Origin of the sequence: Brevibacterium pigmentatum, from assembly GCF_011617465.1 — a bacterium.
In the GTDB taxonomy this organism is placed as follows: Bacteria; Actinomycetota; Actinomycetes; order Actinomycetales; family Brevibacteriaceae; genus Brevibacterium; species Brevibacterium pigmentatum.
Genome location: NZ_CP050153.1, coordinates 558618 through 573835, shown reverse-complemented (window position 1 = coordinate 573835; position 15218 = coordinate 558618). Strand labels below are relative to the sequence as shown.

At 64.7% G+C, this 15218-nt stretch carries 13 protein-coding genes and 2 pseudogenes; 6 read left to right on the top strand and 9 right to left on the bottom strand.

What is annotated here, in order from left to right; translation table 11 throughout:
• Positions 1-55: 55 nt before the first annotated feature.
• From GUY30_RS02470 to GUY30_RS02440, 7 genes are all read right to left on the bottom strand, one after another.
• On the bottom strand, positions 56-1015 hold the full coding sequence (locus GUY30_RS02470) for an alpha/beta fold hydrolase (protein ID WP_167193823.1): 960 nt from the start codon (positions 1013-1015) through the stop codon (positions 56-58).
• A gap of 92 nt (positions 1016-1107) precedes the next feature.
• On the bottom strand, positions 1108-1788 hold the full coding sequence (locus GUY30_RS02465; RefSeq protein WP_167193821.1) for a TetR/AcrR family transcriptional regulator: 681 nt from the start codon (positions 1786-1788) through the stop codon (positions 1108-1110).
• Between the two features lie 55 nt (positions 1789-1843).
• Complete coding sequence (locus tag GUY30_RS02460; RefSeq protein ID WP_167193819.1) at positions 1844-2872, bottom strand: phosphotransferase family protein; 1029 nt, start codon at positions 2870-2872, stop codon at positions 1844-1846.
• On the bottom strand, positions 2869-4092 hold the full coding sequence (locus GUY30_RS02455; RefSeq protein ID WP_167193817.1) for an acyl-CoA dehydrogenase family protein: 1224 nt from the start codon (positions 4090-4092) through the stop codon (positions 2869-2871). The genes GUY30_RS02460 and GUY30_RS02455 overlap by 4 nt, the downstream gene beginning before the upstream one ends.
• Before the next feature lie 36 nt (positions 4093-4128).
• Positions 4129-5136, bottom strand: coding sequence for an NADPH:quinone oxidoreductase family protein (locus GUY30_RS02450; RefSeq protein WP_167193815.1), 1008 nt, complete (start codon positions 5134-5136; stop codon positions 4129-4131).
• 131 nt (positions 5137-5267) lie between these two features.
• Complete coding sequence (locus GUY30_RS02445) at positions 5268-6050, bottom strand: SDR family oxidoreductase (protein ID WP_167193813.1); 783 nt, start codon at positions 6048-6050, stop codon at positions 5268-5270.
• Positions 6051-6064: 14 nt separating this feature from the next.
• Positions 6065-6544 carry a MaoC family dehydratase gene (locus GUY30_RS02440; protein ID WP_062239237.1) on the bottom strand — a complete coding sequence of 160 codons (480 nt, stop codon included), beginning with the start codon at positions 6542-6544 and terminating at the stop codon, positions 6065-6067.
• 178 nt (positions 6545-6722) lie between these two features.
• On the opposite strand from GUY30_RS02440, the gene GUY30_RS02435 reads away from it, so the two are divergent.
• From GUY30_RS02435 to GUY30_RS17855, 3 genes and pseudogenes are all read left to right on the top strand, one after another.
• Positions 6723-7682: a phosphotriesterase family protein gene (locus GUY30_RS02435; protein ID WP_167193811.1), complete on the top strand. Its 960-nt coding sequence runs from the start codon at positions 6723-6725 to the stop codon at positions 7680-7682.
• Positions 7683-7735: 53 nt separating this feature from the next.
• Positions 7736-8437 (top strand): annotated as a pseudogene (locus tag GUY30_RS17860) (MFS transporter); the annotation flags it as partial.
• 145 nt (positions 8438-8582) lie between these two features.
• Positions 8583-9122: an MFS transporter gene (locus GUY30_RS17855; RefSeq protein ID WP_266096038.1), complete on the top strand. Its 540-nt coding sequence runs from the start codon at positions 8583-8585 to the stop codon at positions 9120-9122.
• A 23-nt stretch (positions 9123-9145) separates the two neighbouring features.
• Here the strand turns inward: GUY30_RS17855 and GUY30_RS02425 are convergent, their stop codons facing one another.
• Complete coding sequence (locus GUY30_RS02425; protein WP_167193809.1) at positions 9146-9952, bottom strand: SDR family oxidoreductase; 807 nt, start codon at positions 9950-9952, stop codon at positions 9146-9148.
• 147 nt (positions 9953-10099) lie between these two features.
• On the opposite strand from GUY30_RS02425, the gene GUY30_RS02420 reads away from it, so the two are divergent.
• Together GUY30_RS02420 and GUY30_RS18155 are read left to right on the top strand one after the other, a co-directional pair.
• Positions 10100-11647, top strand: coding sequence for an AMP-binding protein (locus GUY30_RS02420; protein ID WP_167193808.1), 1548 nt, complete (start codon positions 10100-10102; stop codon positions 11645-11647).
• Positions 11648-11655: 8 nt separating this feature from the next.
• Positions 11656-11976, top strand: a pseudogene (locus GUY30_RS18155) (hypothetical protein); the annotation flags it as partial.
• 33 nt (positions 11977-12009) lie between these two features.
• Here GUY30_RS18155 and GUY30_RS02415 read toward each other — a convergent pair.
• Positions 12010-13638 carry a hypothetical protein gene (locus GUY30_RS02415; protein ID WP_228281630.1) on the bottom strand — a complete coding sequence of 543 codons (1629 nt, stop codon included), beginning with the start codon at positions 13636-13638 and terminating at the stop codon, positions 12010-12012.
• Positions 13639-13800: 162 nt separating this feature from the next.
• Here GUY30_RS02415 and GUY30_RS02410 point away from each other — a divergent pair, with 162 nt between their 5' ends.
• Positions 13801-15009: a YbfB/YjiJ family MFS transporter gene (locus GUY30_RS02410; RefSeq protein WP_167193805.1), complete on the top strand. Its 1209-nt coding sequence runs from the start codon at positions 13801-13803 to the stop codon at positions 15007-15009.
• The last annotated feature ends 209 nt before the right edge of the window (positions 15010-15218 follow it).

Here is a 15218-nt window from a genome sequence, read left to right as displayed (position 1 = left end):
ACATCGTCATATTCGAGAGAGCGGGAGAAGGCCAAAGGAAGCGTGCCTCTGCACGCTACTGATTCGCCGCGTGTTCCCGCGCCTGATTGATGACCGTGGAAGCGATGTCGTTCGGGTGTGATTCGGGGAGCCAGTGAGACGCGCCCTCGAGAGGGACAAAACGATAAGGCCCTTCGACGTAGCGAGCGCTGAGCTCTGCAGTCTTTCGGGAGAAGGCGATGTCCTCGCTGCCCCATACAAGACTCGTGGGCACCGTGATTGGAGTGCTCGGCGTCCGATCGCGGCCATCCATCGCCTGGTAGTACTTGAGCACGGACAGAAAAGCCCCTGGCTCACTGAATCGCGCAACATAGGAGGCCGCGAGATCACCGGGGACGGCACCGCCGTAGAGGTCGATCAGCTTCTTCCCGTCATTGCGCAGCAATGTTCGGGCCACTCCCTCCGGGTGGTCTTGGATCGACCGCATATAGCCCATGCGTTCGTACTGTTCGTCGTCCGTCTTCAGCTGTTTGCCCAGTGCTCTGGGATGTGGAGTCGACACGATGGTGCAGGTGTGCAGGCGCTGCGGGTGGTTCGCGGCAAAGGGCCAAGCGACCAGCCCGCCCCAATCATGACCGACGAGGTGGAATCGTTCGAGCCCCGCCGCGCGGGAGACGTCGTCAAGGTCGGCGACCAGGCGCGCAATTGCGTACTCCCCCACCGATTCGGGGCGCACTCCTGGCGAATATCCTCGTTGGTCATAGGCGAACACCCCCATCCCCTGTGCGAGGAGCAGGCCAGCAGTCCTCTCCCAGCAGGAAGCGTATTCCGGCCACCCGTGCAGAAGGATCGCCTCACCGAGGTCGGGTTCCGGGTGCGCCGGCGTCGCCCGGAAAGCGGCGAACTCCCCTTGGTCAGTGGACACCGTCAGCGCCCCGGCGTCGGCGGTCGCCGGCAGCTCTGCCAAGCGCGCGGCCACCGAGGCGTTGTCGAACGGGGCACCGCTAAAGGGCTGGGAAGTCGTTGATGCTCTCATGGGTCAGCCTCCTCGTTGATTGAGATCCATTGATTTTCGGTCCCGGTCATTGGACACAGGTCAATGCTGAGCCCCCGGCGGCCCGGAGACTGCTATTTGCGACGTGAACCGTCGGTGGGGATGCCCAGCGCGTTGATCCACAGTTTCGTCGCAGTCTCCACGATCAGTTCGTCACTGCCCCAACCCGGTTCCTCGACCGCATATTTGAAGTACGCCATCCGACCGACCATGGCCGAAAGCGCCCGAGCGGACATGAGGGGGTCGAGGCTCGGGTCCACATAGCCTTCGTCCTGGAGCTTTTGGATCCACCGACAATTGCGTTCAGCGAAGGCCCTCGCCCGGTCGAGACGCAGTCGACGGAAGTTCGCGTCGATCGCGGCAACTTGTTCGAGCAGCAACATCAGCTTCGCATTGCGCTTATACGACTCGACGTAGGCACGATGTCCAGCTTGGAGCTGCTCGACGACGGTGCGCTCTTCGTCGCTGCTGTGCGGCGGGCCCGGGTGGAGCATGTCCTCCTGAGCCTCATTGAGCACAGCGGCGAAAGCCTGCTCCTTGCTGTCGAAGTAGGTGTAGAACGTGCCCGTGGAGCACTTGGCCTCTTTGGTGATGTCGGTCAGCCGAGAATCGATGAAACCATCACGTTCGAACACGACTCGAGCGGCGGCGACCAGGGCCGCTCGGGTGCGGATTCCTCGGGTGGTCGTCGGCATATCACGCAGAAGTGCGCCATCCACGAGCGTGGGCAGATCCTCAGCTGAATCTTCGGTCATCGACATGACAGCCAATCCTACAATCCATCTCTTCGGTGCGAGCGAGGTGAGGGCCTCATGATGCCAGCCCGCTCTCCCGCGCAACGGCCCATCCCTGATCGATGAGTTCCTGGATGTCACGCGCTGTGGGCACGCCATGGGCTGCAGCATTCTCAGGGTTCTCCGACACCCGACGACGGATGCCCTCGGCGATGATCGCGATCTTCCACAGCCCCAGTGTGTGCCAGAAACCGAGTGTTCGCCCGCTGCGGCCCGATGCCGCCAGGTATTCGGCAGCGATCTCGGCCCGGGTCGGGAATCCGTCCACCGCCGTGGGGGCTAGGGGTTCATCGGGCGTCTCGCCGGCCTGCGTCCAATACGCCAAGGAGCTGCCCACATCGGCCAGCGGGTCACCCAGTGTCGCCAGTTCCCAATCGAGCACTGCTCGGATGTCACCGGTGGCGCTGTCGATGATGACGTTACGGATGTGGAAGTCACCATGGACCAGAGTGATCTCGCCAGGCTCGGGCAGGTGCTCGGTCAGCACCGTCGTGAGAGCGTCGAGATCGGGGCGGTCTTGGGTCCGGCTCTCCTCGAGTTGGCGGCTCCACCTCTTCAGCTGCCTCGGCGCATAGGGCTTCCGAGACGCCAGGTCGCCCAAGCCGACAGCGTCGATGTCGACGGCGTGGATCTTCGCCAGGGTCCGAGCGAGTTCGAGGCCGAGACGTCTGCGCGCCTCGGGGCCGAGATTTCGGGCGGCCTTCTCGTCGTCGATGACGGTTCCCTCGACGTGTTCCATGATGACCACGGGGACATCGGCGACTGCGGAATCCTCACAGACACCGAGGGTGGCTGGAACCGGCACTCCGGTTGCTTGGAGTGCGGAGATGATCCGATGCTCCCGGGCCACGTCATGGGCCGACGCGAGGAGGTGCCCCAGCGGGGGACGACGGGCGATCCACGACCGCCCCGCCTCGTCGTCGATGCGGTAGGTGAGGTTCGACTGCCCCTGCCCCACACGGGCTCCGCGGAGCGAACCGGTCACCGGCTCGCCAGCGTCCCGTATCCATCTCGCCAGGCTCGGCAGGTCGAGTTCGACGCTCATCGGGACTCCCGTGCGTTCTTCCTCCGTCGCAGTTCACGCCGCGCGATCGACCGTTTGTGCACCTCGTCGGGACCATCGGCCAATCGCAGTGTGCGCTGATGGGCGTAGAAGCTGGCCAACGGAAAATCGTCGGTGACTCCGCCGCCGCCGTGGACCTGGATCGCCCGGTCGATGATCGTCAGCGCCATGTTCGGGGCCTTGACCTTGATGGCCGCGATCTCCGTGGCCGCTTCCTTGTTGCCGACGGTGTCCATCATCCACGCAGCCTTGAGCACGAGGAGGCGGGTGGCTTCGATCTCGACGCGTGCCTCGGCGATCCAATCCTGGATGTTCGCCCGATCTGCCAGCGGCTGACCGAAGGTGACTCGTTCCTGGGCACGATCGATGAGCAGGTCGAGGGCCCGTTCGGCCATCCCGATCGAGCGCATGCAGTGGTGGATGCGGCCCGGTCCCAGCCGTGCCTGGCTGATGGCGAAGCCATCGCCCTCACCGGACAGCAGCGCGGTCTTCGGCACTCGCACATCGTCGAAGATGATCTCTGCGTGGCCTTCCCGGTCGAGGTAGCCGAACACCGGCAGTCCCCGGACCACGGTGATGCCGGGAGTGTCTTTGGGGACGACGAGCATCGACTGCTGTCGGTGGGCCTCGGCGTTCGGGTCGGTCTTGCCCATGACGATGAAGACCTGACAGTTGGCGTGCAGAGCGTTCGAGGCGAACCATTTCCGCCCGTTGAGCACATAGTCGTCTCCGTCCGAGGCGATGCTCATCTCGATGTTCGTCGCATCGGAGCTCGCCACCGCCGGTTCGGTCATGCAGAACGCCGAGGCGATCTCACCGTCGAGCAGCGGTTTGAGCCACTTCTCCTTGTGCTCGTCGGTCCCGAAGAGCGCAAGGACCTCTATATTCCCGGTATCGGGTGCGTTGCAGTTGATGGCCTCGGGGGCGATCTCCGCACTGCGTCCTGTGATTTCGGCAAGATGGGCGTACTGAAGGTTCGTCAGTCCTGCTCCCCATTCGTCGTACGGCAGGAACAGATTCCACAGTCCTTGGGATCGAGCCTCACGCTTGAGGTCTTCAATGACGGGCGGGTGGAAGTTCGGGTCCCCAGCCTCGGCCCGTTGCCGGTGGTAGACCGGTTCCGCGGGGTAAACGAAGTCGTCCATGAAGGCGTTGAGTCTGGATTGGTAGTCGCGGGTCGTCTCATCTGGTGCGAAGTCCATAGTTCCTGCTTTCTCGGTGAGGGGGTGTATGCGGTGTCAGGTCTGTTGATCATGGGCACCGGCGCCGCCGGTCTCTCCTCTGACTTCGAGGACGACCTTGCCGCGCACGGATCGGGAGTCGATGAGCTCGAGGGCCTCCTGCGCCCTTTCCAACGGGAGCACGCTGTGAATGACGGGATCGAGTGCCCCTGAACTCAGATGCGGCCACAGCGTGTCCCACTGGGTGGCGACCATCTCCGGTCGTCCGGCCAGTGCCGCGCCCCACCCCACTCCGGCCACGGAGATGTTGTTCAACAGCAGACGGTTGACCTTGACTTCGGGGATGGATCCTGCGGTGAATCCGAGGACCAGAAGAGTGCCGAAGGTCTTCAGTGTGCGCAGGGAATCGGTGAACCGATCACCGCCGACCGAGTCGGCGACGAGGTCGACACCGCCAGGGAGCAGGTCCTTGACCGTGTCTTTGAACCGTTCGGCCAAGACCACATGAGAAGCGCCGAGGCTGCGCACCGTATCCGCCTTCTCCTCGGTCGAGACCACGCCCACGACTTCTCCGCCGTAGGCGCGGGCGACCTGGACGAGGGCGCTGCCGAGTCCGCCTGCGGCGCCGTGGACGAGGACCGTCTGACCCGGTTCGAGTCTCCCGCGCACGCGCAGCGCGAAGTCCGCGGTCAGGAGGTTCATCGGCATTCCTGCTCCTGCGGTCAGCGATACGGACTCCGGAAGCGGGAGGACGCTGGCGGCCGGGACGACGATGGACTCCGCGTAGGCCCCCGTGTTCGCCACCCCGACGACGCGGTCGCCGACGCTGAGACCGGTGACGCCTTCGCCCAGCTCACGCACGAAGCCGGAGACTTCCGAGCCCACGGTGTAGGGCAGCTCCGGTCGCATCTGGTATTGACCGCGGGATTGCAGAAGCTCGGGGAAGGTCACGCCGGCATAGGCGACGTCGATGAGGACCTCGCCGGGTCCCGGCGAGGGCGTCTCGATGTCGCGCAGTTCGAGGGAGCCGGGGCCGTTGGTGGCACTCAGCTGCATTGCTCTCATGATGGTCGGGTGTCCTTTCGTCGGGGTTCGCGAACGTTTGTGACGAGTTCGCGCACGTATGGAATGTGCTCGCCCATCAACGTGATGGGCTCCGTGCGGATGAGCGGGAGCGTGTCTGAGCGGCGGGGCGCTCAGAGGCGGGAGGAGGCGACGACACCGCCGTCGACGGCGATCGTCTCTCCTACGACGTAGTCGCCGGCCCGGGAAGCGAGGTAGGCCGCGACTCCGGCCATGTCCTCACTGGTGCCGATTCGTCCTGCCGGGATCTTCGTCTTCACCTCGTTGCCGTGGTCGCGGGCGTCCTTGTTCATCTTCGTCCCGAAGGCTCCGGGGGCGATGCCGCTGACGATCACTCCGTCTGGAGCCAGGCGGGTGGCCAGGCGTTTGGTCAGGTGGATCACCCCGGCCTTGGACGCGTGATAGCTGTAGGTCTCCAGCGGATTGGGTCGGATGCCGTCGATCGAGGCGACGTTGATGACCTTGGCGAGGTGGTCGCCCGCGGCCGCGGCGGCCCGCAGGTCCGGCGCGAGTGCCTGCGTGAGGAAGAACATCGCCTTGAGGTTGAGGTCCATGACCTTGTCCCACCCGTCCTCCGGGAACTCGTCGAACGGCGCTCCCCAGGCGGCACCGGCGTTGTTGACGAGAATGTCCAGATTCGTCTCGTGCTCCCGGAGTCGAGCCACCACCGAGGCGAGCCCCTCCTTCGTCGAGATGTCACCGGGCAGGGACACACAGGTTCCCTGTTCGGACAGCTCGGCCGCGGTCGCGTCACAGGCCTCGGCCTTACGGGCGGTGATATAGACGCGCACGCCCGACTGCATGAACCCCTCGGCGATCATCCTGCCGATCCCGCGCGAGCCGCCGGTGATCAGCGCGCTGCGCCCCTTCAGTGCAAACAGTGTCGACATGTCCATGGAAACTCCCTTGTTCAGATGTCTGCGTCGTGTTCGGTGAAGTAGCCGATCGATTCGGCGACGCAGATCGGCTTCTCGATCCCCTCGGCTTCGAAGATCTGAGTGGTGGTCACCTGTGCGGACCCGGTGCCGCGTGCATCGACAGCTGAGACCGTCGCCCGCATGCGCACCTTTGAACCCACTGGTCGAGGCTGCGGGAATCGCACCTTGCCGTAGCCGTAGTTGAGACTGTGCGCGAATCCGTCGAACGCCATGAGCTCCTCCATGAACCCCGGCCCCAGCGACAGGGTGAACAGTCCATGACCGATCGTGCCGCCGAAGGGACCAGCGGCAGCACGTTCCTCATCGACGTGGATCCACTGGTGGTCGTTCGTCAGGTCGGCGAATGAGTTGATGTCGTCCTGGATCAGCGTGTGCCAGCTGGTCGGACCGAGTTCCTCACCGACGAGCGATTCAAGGTCGGCGATGGTCGTGGGCCTGATGGGAGTCGTCATTGTCTGCCTTTCGGTGGGTGCGACGGGTCACGCGCGGTCCGTGAAACCCGAATCATCATCGTATTTGAAATTGAGTTCAGATTCACTATTCTGAGACTAGCCGTGTGTGCTGGGTCACTTCAAGGCGGAACAGAAACAAGCCTCACGGCAGGGACGTCTACGCAAAGGAGCGGCACCCATGGCAGAAGTCCAGACCGTCACCGGCACCATCGACAGCAGCGAACTCGGCCGAACCCTTGTCCACGAGCACATCTTCGTCCTCAGCGAGGAGATGCGGCAGAACTATGACACGGCCTGGGACGACGAGGAGAAGATCGCCGATGCCGTCGCCAAGCTCAATGACCTCAAAGCCGCGGGGATCGATACGATCTTCGACCCGACGGTCGTGGGTCTCGGTCGCTACATCCCCCGGGTCCAGAGAGTGGCCGAGCAGACCGAGCTCAACATCGTCGCAGCCACCGGCCTCTACACATTCACCGACCTCCCCCACCAGTTCGAGCATCGCGGCCCGGGTCTCCTCGTCGACGAACCGGAACCGCTCGTGAAACTGTTCGTCCGCGACCTCGAGGAGGGCATCGCCGACACCGGGGTCAAGGCCGCCTTCCTCAAATGCGCCATCGAATCCCCCGGGCTCACCGAGGGCGTCGAGCGCACGATGCGGGCGGTCGGTCAGGCGAGCGCTCAGACCGGCGCCCCCATCACCGTCCACACCAATCCACGCACAGGCTCCGGCCTGGTCACGCAGCGAGTGCTCAAGGAAGAGGGCGCGGATCTGGGGAAGGTCATCATCGGCCACTCGGGCGACTCGACAGACCTCGACTACCTGTCCCAGATCGCCGAGAACGGATCGTTCCTGGGCATGGACCGGTTTGGCATCGACGCCTATCTGCCGACCGAACCGCGCGTAGACACCATCGTCGAACTCGTCCGTCGCGGCTATGCCGACCGCATCACCTTAGCCCACGATGCAGCGTGCTACATCGACTACTTCACTCAGGAAGAGAAGGCGCAGATCCAACCAAACTGGCACTTCCGCCACATCAGCGACGACGTCATTCCGATGCTGCTGGACAAGGGCGTGTCCGAGGGCGATATCGACACGATGCTGGTGAAGAACCCGCGCCGTTACTTCGAGTAATACCCATCGACCATATGCACTGAGGGACCATTTTCGACGATGAAGGGAATCCCATGTCAGTCGACGCACAAACCATCAATCCGCAGGTGAAACCGGACAAACACGCTGGATTGAGAACTGCCGGCCTCGTCGGCTCCTCGATCGAATGGTACGACTTCTTCCTCTACGGCACAGCGGCCGCACTGGTCTTCCCCCAGGTATTCTTCCCTGATACGAGCGGAGTCACCGGCACGCTCCTGGCGTTCTCGACCTTCGCCACCGGTTTCATCGCGCGGCCGGTCGGCGGGCTCGTCGCCGGCAACTTCGGAGACAAGATCGGCCGCAAACCCATGGTGGTCATCGCCCTGCTGGGCATGGCTGTCTTCACCTTCCTCATCGGCTGCCTGCCCTCGGCCGGGAGCATCGGCCTCATGGCCCCGGTCCTGCTCGTCACGTGCCGATTCATCCAGGGCATCGCCTGCGGCGCCCAGTGGGGCGGGCTGGCGTTGCTGCTCAGCGAGTCCGCCGGGCCCAAGCACCGAGCATTCTCGGGCTCGTTCATGCAGGTCGGCGTTCCCACAGGAGCCCTGCTCGGCAATCTGGCCTTCGTCATCGTCTCGTCCGCGGTCGATGAGGCGGCCTTCGTATCGTGGGGCTGGCGGATCCCGTTCTGGGCCACGGCGCTGCTGGTGCCGATCGTCATGTACATCCAGCTCAGAGTCGAGGACTCCCCCGAGTTCAGACAGCTCGAGAACGAGGTGTCTGCGGCCAAGCCGAAGGTCGTGCAGGCACCGCTGTGGCAGGCCATCAGATCGCACTGGAAGACGATACTGCTGGCCGCGGGCACACTGTCGGGAAACGAACTGCGTCTTCTACATCACGATCGCCGGAGCCCTGTCCTACGGCACGAGCTACCTGGGTATGGACTACGGGCAGATGCTCATCGCCGCCATGCTTTCCTGCGTGTTCGGCATCGCCACCATTCTGATCGGCGGCAGGCTCGCCGACCTGATCGGTCGCCGTCCGGTCATCATCATCGGTGGCGTCGGCCTGCTGGCGTGGGCGTTCCCCTATTTCGCCCTGATCAATACGACGGACATCGTCCTCTTCGCGGTCTCGATCAGCGTGGCCAGCGTGTTCCAGTCACTCATCTACGCCCCGATCGCCGCGTACTTCGGCGAATTGTTCGCCCCGCAGATCCGCTTCTCCGCGGTCTCTCTGGCATATCAGCTCAGCGCGATCGTCGTGTCGGGCTCGACGCCCATCGTCATGACGTGGCTGATCGCGAAGATGGACGGATCAACGCTGGGGATCACGCTGTTCGTGTGTGCGATGGCCCTGATCACCGTCGTGTCAACGCTGGCACTGAAGGAGACGAACCCGAAGTCCGTCAGGCAGTCTCCGACGGCAGTACCAGGTGAGCATCTTCGCGCGGAGGCCGTCGAGGTCCATCCTGCATAGTCGGCCCAGCCCGCGTAGTCAGCTCAGCTCGCAGCGCCGCTGCCACGCAGCTTTGCCTGGTAGCGGCGCATCCCGCGGATCCACCGATCGTAGTCCGAGCCCTTCATTCGGTGCATATCGAGGACCTCAGGATGGGGCAGAATGAGGAAGGTCTCGGCTTCGACGGCGGCCATGACAGCCTTGGCGACGTCCGCCGGCTCGAGAACGGTGCCGGCCTCGGATACGGCACGTTGGGCGGCGAGTTCCTCTGCGGTCAAGGAACTGGGGTCTTCTCCCCATAGGATCTTGGTGTTCACTCCCATCGGGGCGAGCACGGATACGCCCACTCCCTCGTCGCCGTAGGTCACCGACAGCCATTCGGCGAAGGCGAGCGCGGCGTGCTTGGTCACCGAGTAGCCGGCCTGGCCGATCTGTGTGAGCAGCCCCGCCGCCGAGGCGGTGGCCACGAAATATCCTTCCCCGCGGGTCTGCCACCGGGGTACGAGCCGTTCGGCGGCGCGGATGTGCGCCCGCAGGTTGACGTCGAGGATGCGGTCCCAGTCGTGTTCGCCGCCGATTCCTGGGGCTCCGGCAATCCCGGCATTGGCGAAGTAGAGATCGATGTCGCCGAGTTCCCGGCTCGCAGCGGCCAGCAGATCGTCGACCCCGGCCGCCGTGGAGGCGTCCCCGATCCAGTGCGGCTGACCCAGTTGCGCCGCAGTGTCCGTGACCGCCTCGGCGAGGTCGGCAAGCAGCACCCGGGCTCCACGCTCATGCAGTGCCCTGGCCAGTGCCGCCCCGATTCCTGATGCGGCCCCGGTGACGACGGCAGTGCGTCCCTCGATCTCCATAGTCCTCTTCCTCTCCGGCGCACCCGTTGTGTCCGAAACGCGGCCGACCTATAGTTGAACCTGTACTCAGTTTCAAGTATTTCAGCATCCACATATTGCTGTCGAGCCCCGCGCGGGCCCGTCCACGTCGTGATCCAAAGGAGTTTCATGACCACGAAGTCGCGCACATCGATCATTGACCTGCTCACCCCGTGGGCGGAGAAGGACCCGGAGTCCGTCGCTGCGGCCACGCCGCCGGGACCGGATCGGGTGACGCTGTCGAAGGTGCGCCTCCTCGGCGAGATCGGTGCCGCGCGTGACCGGTACCTGACTGCGGATATCCGCCCGGGCGATCGGATCGTGCTCATCGCGCCCACCTGCCCGGAGTTCCTCATCGAGTTCTTCGGTGCGCACGCTGCTGGGCTGGTGGTCGTCGCGGTCAATCCGCTCTCGACGGTTCGGGAGCTCGATTACATCCTCACTGATTCCGAGGCCCGCGTGCTCGTGGCTCATCCGGTTTCAGCCGAGGCAGGGAAGACTGCCGCTGCACAGCATGATGTCGACTTCCGCACCCTGGCCATCGTCGGCAATGAGGGCCCGCGCGCCGAGGTGGGTGCCGAGTCCGATGTCACCGTCGACCGTGCCGATTTCGCCTGGGACGATATCGCCGCACTCCTCTACACCTCGGGCACGACGGGCAAGCCGAAGGGGACGATGCTGACCTTGGGCAATTTCATTTCGGCGACCGACATCGTCCGGGAGATGATCGAGGCCAACCCGTCGGACCGATCCGCGACCGGCCTGCCGCTCTTCCATGTGTTCGGCCTGGCGGCCGTGACGCTGCCGGCGATGAGTGCCGGTGCTCCGGTGACGCTCTTCCCTCGTTGGGATCCGCAGGCGTTCATCGGTTCACTTGCCGAGGATGAGACGACCATCGTCTCCGGCGTACCGACGATGTGGATGTCGGTGCTGGCGAAGGCCCCCGAGGGCGACGCACCGGACCTGCGCATCATCAGCTCGGGAGGCGCCTCGATCGCCGCCGAGGTGGTCCGGCGGGTCGAAGATCGCTTCACGGCACCGCTGGCGGAGGGCTACGGGCTCACGGAGACGTCCGGGCTGGGTACGTTCAATCCGCTGCATGGTACAAGGAAGCCCACGAGCGTCGGTCCGGCGGTGCCCGGGTTCGAGGTCAAGACCGTCGACCCCACCAGCGGCGATGAGCTGCCTGCCGATGAGGTGGGTGAGGTGCTGCTGCGTGGGCCCGCGGTCATGGCCGGCTATTGGAAGAAACCCGAGGCCACCGCCGAGGTCCTCGATGCCGAGGGCTGGTTCCGCACGGGCGACCTCGGCCGGGTGGATGAGGACGGGTATCTCTTCATCGTCGACCGCATCAAGGACCTCATCATCCACGGCGGATACAACGTCTACCCGCGCGAGGTCGAGGAGGTCGTCTATGAGATCCCCGAGGTCGATCAGGTCAGCGTCGTGGGCACTCCGGATGAGAAGTATGGTCAGCAGGTCACCGCTGTCATCGCCCGCACTCCAGGTTCCGACCTCGGCGCCGATGAGGTCGAGCGGTTCTGTCGGGAGAATCTCGCCGCCTATAAGATCCCGCGGATCATCGAGTTCCTCGACGAACTTCCCAAAGGACCCAGCGGCAAGATCCTCAAACGCGAGATCGTGCGCATGTTCACCCCGAGCACCGAGGCACGCTGAGACAGGCGGGCATCATCGTCGGCATCGACAAGTTCATGTCCGAGTGCCGTGCGCTGACGAACTTCACCGGCAACGCCGTGGCCACCCTGCTCATCGGCAAGTGGACGAACGAGATCGATTTCGGAGACTCCAATGGCCGGCCTGACCGTCGATCAGCTGGCCGGGCCGTTCGGGAAATCCGCTATTGCACTCGCGGGACTGGTGAATACGAATGCCGTATACGGGCACGCCCCGGACGTTGTGGAGCGGGTGAGGCGGTTGCGGGCGGAACGGTTCGCATTCGAACGCCGGCAAGGCCGATGGACGAAGCACAGCAACTTCCCCTATAGCCCGATATGCCGCCATCAGAGCAGCGCGGCTTCTCACCCCTTGCGCATCACGAACACCGTCACGGAGCTCCCAGCCAGGTCGATCCGCAGCTTTCCGTCGTCGCCCATCCCGCCGTTCGGAGTAGCCGACGAGCTGGTGGCACCCGCCCCAGCCGACGCGCTCGCCGATGCCCCCGCCGCCCCATCCCCACTGAACGGCACATCAGCCGGCAACGGATTCGCCGGCACCACCTGAGTCGCACTCTTCACATCGTTCGACGCCCCGTACACCTGCGACGCCGACGACACATTGAACCCCGACGGCATCGCCAGCGTCACCGGATTCCCACCCACCTTGGCCGCATCGTTCGCATTGATCACCGTCGTGACCAAGGTGCGCCCGTCGCTCTTCACCACGGTGTAGGCGCTCATATTCCCACCACCAGACACCGAAGTCTTGGTGAAATGCCCACCGACACTCGGCACCAACAGCCGCAGCCCCAACATATTCGGACGAACTTGAAACGCATTCGACCGGTCCCCGAGTTCGGCCGGATCACAGATGAGCGACATCGGCGCTCCCCCATTGCACGCCCCGAGCATCGAATGCATGGCCATCCGCTCGACGCCGAGCGTGGCCGCATACAGCGTGTAATCAGCCGCCCACAGCGCCGAGGCGTTCGTCAGCGACGTGTCATTCGTCCCCGGGCAGCTCGTCGGCCCGGTCTCCTCGAGCCACAGCGGCACACCAGCCGCATCGGCCTTTGACTTCCCGATGCCGAGGTTCTTCTTCGCCGCCTCTTTCGCCAGCGGGACGATGAGGTTCGGCGCCTGCGGACCGCGACCCGGCACCTTCGACGAATCACAGTCGTAGAGCTGATACCAATGCTGCGCGAGCGCGGTCTTGTTCTTGACATCAGAGTCCAAGAAGGCCGTCATCCACGCCCCGTCGTAGACATCGGGACCGATGATCGGCGCCTCGGGCCGTTTCGCATGGATCGCCTTGGCATACGCCTCGAGCTGAGCCACGTACTTGTCTTCGTTCCAGCCATCCTCCCGGACGGCACCGTCGGGAACATCGTCGACTGTATAGCCATTGGGCTCGTTCCCGATCCCCAGCCCGATGAGCGAATCGCCGAGGATGTCGACCGCGTGCGCGGCCATGTCGGCTCCCCGCTCCGGATCGTAAGTGCCGAGGGGCACGCCGAGGGTGACCGTCGACCCGGTGGCGTCGACGAGCTTCTTCAGCCTCTTGAGGTCATCAGGAGTGATCGTGGTCTTCTCGCCGTGCTTCGGCGCCTCCCCCGTCGACGTCCAGAACGTCCTCCGGTCGAGGGCATTGCCGGCGAACCGCAGTGCCGGAGACCCGAGCGCTTTCAGCTGCTCGTCGAGGTTGGACTTCGCCGGGTCGAGCCGGGGGTCAGCAAGGTCGGTGGCTTCGAAGGAGACTCCGATGTTGTCGGACCTGAAGCTCGGTCCCGTCTGCTCAGCGGTCGTGGTGATCGATGCGGCATCACCGGAGGCGCTGTCAACATTCGCCTGCTCGAATTCGGTCGGCGTGGGGCTCGGATCCGGGGTCTGTTCTGCGGACGGCGTGGAGTCGTCCGAATCGAACCACGAACATCCCGACAGCACGAGGGCGAGCGCCACCACGCTGCCCTGGATACTCCTACTGAGGTTCACTCCGACAACTCTGCCCTGTCCCCGCAGAATCGACAACTTCCACAGTGCCTTTCAAGAGGCCTCCCGTCCGAATCCCCACCCGCCGAGGCGCCCGCCCCACGCCCATGGCATCGTAGTGCTGGAGATCACGCCACCTGAGCCCACCCGAGGAGAGGAATCGCCATGCCCGATAGCATCGCCAGGCCCTCCTTCACCCCCGTTCGCGGGGCGCTCGGCCTTTCGGTGGCGATGGGCATGGGCCGGTTCTTCTATACCCCGGCCCTGCCGCTCATGGTCGCAGCCCTCCACTGGAGTTCGGCTCCCGGCGCATGGATCGCGACGCTGAACTACGTCGGCTACTTCATCGGCACCCTCGTCATCGCCCAAGGTTGGGTCGAACCCAACCGCTTCGTCTACCGCCTCAGCCTCATCGTCTCCACCGTGGGTCTGGCCGCGGTCGCCCTGACCTCGAACCTCATCTGGCAGGGCGGCATCCGCACTATCGCCGGCATCGCCTCGGGGCTGATCTTCGTGTGCGTGACCCAACGGATCCCCGCGAACTCCCGCCGGCCCCGCGACGGCGGCATCTCCTACGGCGGGGTCGGCTTCGGCATCCTCGTCTCCGGAGCCATCGTGCTCGCCGCCGGCAGCGTCGCCGACTGGCGCCAACTGTGGCTCATCTGCGCGGCCGTATCCGCGATCTTCTCCAGCATCGCCTGGACCTGGCCGATCCCCGCCCGGATCCCACAGAACACCACCCCCACCGAGGCGACCGACCCGACCACACCCGACGACCCGACCGAAACCGCCACCGACGATCCCGCCGAGGCGGCCACCCCCTTCGACGCCAACCGCCGCCGAGCCATGGCGATCCTCTCCACCGGCTATTTCTTCCAGGGCGGCGGCTACATCATCATCGGCACCTACCTCGTCGTCCTGGCCGGCCCCGTCTTCGGCGCCACCGCGGCTGCCTCGACGTGGCTCATCGCCGGGATCGCAACAGCGGCGTCTCCCCTGACCTGGTCAGCAGTCGCCGCCCGCATCGGCACGGTCAAGGCACTGACCGTCTGCTATTGCCTCCAGGTCTTCGGTGCCCTGCTCGCAGTCTTCGGATCCTCACCGATCGTCCTCATCATCGCCGCTGCCCTCTTCGGCTTCACCTTCATCGGCGTGGTCATGATGACGATCGGCGTCGGCACGCAGCTGGGCGTCGCGAACGCCTCGGCGAAGCTGACGTCCTGGTACAGCATCGGTCAGATCGTCGGCCCGGCCGTCGTCGCCGCGGCCCTGAGCGAACACATCGCCGCCGCCTTCATCGCCTCGGCGATCGCTTTGGCAATCGCCATGGCGCTGACCTTGGTCGGCGTCCTCACCGGCAACGTCGACCGCTGACGCCGGGCGATCGGGTCGGCTCTCGCACACCGCCGTGGTCCTGCCGATGATCCTTGTGTCAGAGGGGGAGGTATCGCTCGCGGTGTTTACACTGTAATCTTCTCGGCGAGTGTTGTTTATGGTCGGCAGACTCCGCGGATGAAGCAGCATCTGGAATCGCATCCGCTGGCAGACCAAGAAAGAGACAACTCTCCAACGTCGGCTGCGCG

Coding starts and splice junctions, on each gene's coding strand:
- GUY30_RS02425 (WP_167193809.1), bottom strand. CDS start 9,952: ATGGAGATCGAGGGACGCACTGCCGTCGTCACCGGGGCCGCATCAGGA.
- GUY30_RS02465 (WP_167193821.1), bottom strand. CDS start 1,788: ATGACCGAAGATTCAGCTGAGGATCTGCCCACGCTCGTGGATGGCGCA.
- GUY30_RS17855 (WP_266096038.1), top strand. CDS start 8,583: ATGGACTACGGGCAGATGCTCATCGCCGCCATGCTTTCCTGCGTGTTC.
- GUY30_RS02440 (WP_062239237.1), bottom strand. CDS start 6,544: ATGACGACTCCCATCAGGCCCACGACCATCGCCGACCTTGAATCGCTC.
- GUY30_RS02445 (WP_167193813.1), bottom strand. CDS start 6,050: ATGGACATGTCGACACTGTTTGCACTGAAGGGGCGCAGCGCGCTGATC.
- GUY30_RS02455 (WP_167193817.1), bottom strand. CDS start 4,092: ATGGACTTCGCACCAGATGAGACGACCCGCGACTACCAATCCAGACTC.
- GUY30_RS02470 (WP_167193823.1), bottom strand. CDS start 1,015: ATGAGAGCATCAACGACTTCCCAGCCCTTTAGCGGTGCCCCGTTCGAC.
- GUY30_RS02420 (WP_167193808.1), top strand. CDS start 10,100: ATGACCACGAAGTCGCGCACATCGATCATTGACCTGCTCACCCCGTGG.
- GUY30_RS02410 (WP_167193805.1), top strand. CDS start 13,801: ATGCCCGATAGCATCGCCAGGCCCTCCTTCACCCCCGTTCGCGGGGCG.
- GUY30_RS02435 (WP_167193811.1), top strand. CDS start 6,723: ATGGCAGAAGTCCAGACCGTCACCGGCACCATCGACAGCAGCGAACTC.
- GUY30_RS02460 (WP_167193819.1), bottom strand. CDS start 2,872: ATGAGCGTCGAACTCGACCTGCCGAGCCTGGCGAGATGGATACGGGAC.
- GUY30_RS02450 (WP_167193815.1), bottom strand. CDS start 5,136: ATGAGAGCAATGCAGCTGAGTGCCACCAACGGCCCCGGCTCCCTCGAA.